Source organism: Hansschlegelia beijingensis (genome assembly GCF_045505405.1).
Classification (GTDB): Bacteria; Pseudomonadota; Alphaproteobacteria; order Rhizobiales; family Methylopilaceae; genus Methylopila; species Methylopila beijingensis_A.
In genome coordinates, this window is sequence record NZ_JBJKEX010000578.1 from 1 (window position 1) to 1,063 (window position 1,063).

Below are 1,063 nucleotides of genomic sequence, written 5' to 3' on the forward strand. Positions count from 1 at the left end.
GGCCTGCGCGGTCGGCCCCCAGAGGGCTGCGAGAGCGAGCAGAAGCGCGACCGCCAGCGCCCAGAAGCGCAGATCGGGCCGGAAGCTCAGGAACGCGGCTGGAAGACGGCGCCGACGGGCATCGCGCACGGCACGGTCACGGTCATCGTCGACGGGACGCCGTTCGAGGTGACGACCCTTCGCCGCGATGTCGCGACCGACGGTCGGCGGGCGGTGGTCGCCTTCACGCGGGACTGGGCCGAGGACGCGCAACGACGCGACCTCACCATCAACGGCCTCTATCTGGATCGCTCCGGCGTGGTCCACGACCATGTCGGAGGGCTCGCGGACCTGGAGGCGCGGCGGGTGCGCTTCATCGGCTCGGCGTGCGAGCGGATCCGGGAGGACTACCTCCGCATCCTCCGCTTCTTCCGCTTCCATGCCCGCTACGCCGAAGGGGCTCCGGATCCTGACGGCCTTCTCGCCTCGGTTCGGCGACGGGAGGGGCTCGCGAGCCTCTCGCGCGAGAGGGTGCGGGCGGAATTGCTGAAGCTGCTCGTCGCCCGTCGCGCGGCCGATACGGTCGCCGTGATGGCGCAGGCCGGCCTGCTCGCGCCGCTGATCGGCGGCGCCTACCGGCTCGCGCGTCTCGCCCGCCTGACCGGCCTCGACGCGCGCGCGCCGGACGCGCTTCTACGGCTCGCTGCCCTTTCGCAGTTCGTCAGCGAAGACGCAGAACGTCTGCGCGCGCGGTTGCGGCTGTCGAACGCGGAAGCCGAGCGCCTCGAGAAGATCGGCGACATGCTTCCCGCCATCTCCCCCGGCGGGGACGAGGCGGCCGTGCGCCGCCTGCTCTACCGGGAGGGGGCCGAGGCCTATCGGGACCGCGTCCGCCTCGCCTGGGCGGATGCGGGAAAGGAGCCCGGCGACTGGCGCTGGGCCACGCTGCTGGCGCTGCCCGACCGCTGGAAGGGACCCGCATCGCCGTATCGCCGCAATCGCCGCGGTGGTCTGCTGGCCCGCGTCCAGAAGTCCGTGTTCCGCGAACACACCCGGGAAAGTCAGCGCCCAGGGAACAGCAAGC

1 protein-coding gene is annotated in these 1,063 nt (G+C 72.4%); it reads left to right on the forward strand.

Translation table 11 applies throughout. From position 1 onward, the window contains the following. Window positions 1-1,063, forward strand: a 1,063-nt coding sequence (locus ACIKT0_RS18840) for a CCA tRNA nucleotidyltransferase (protein WP_407106829.1), incomplete at both ends; no start/stop codon positions are given.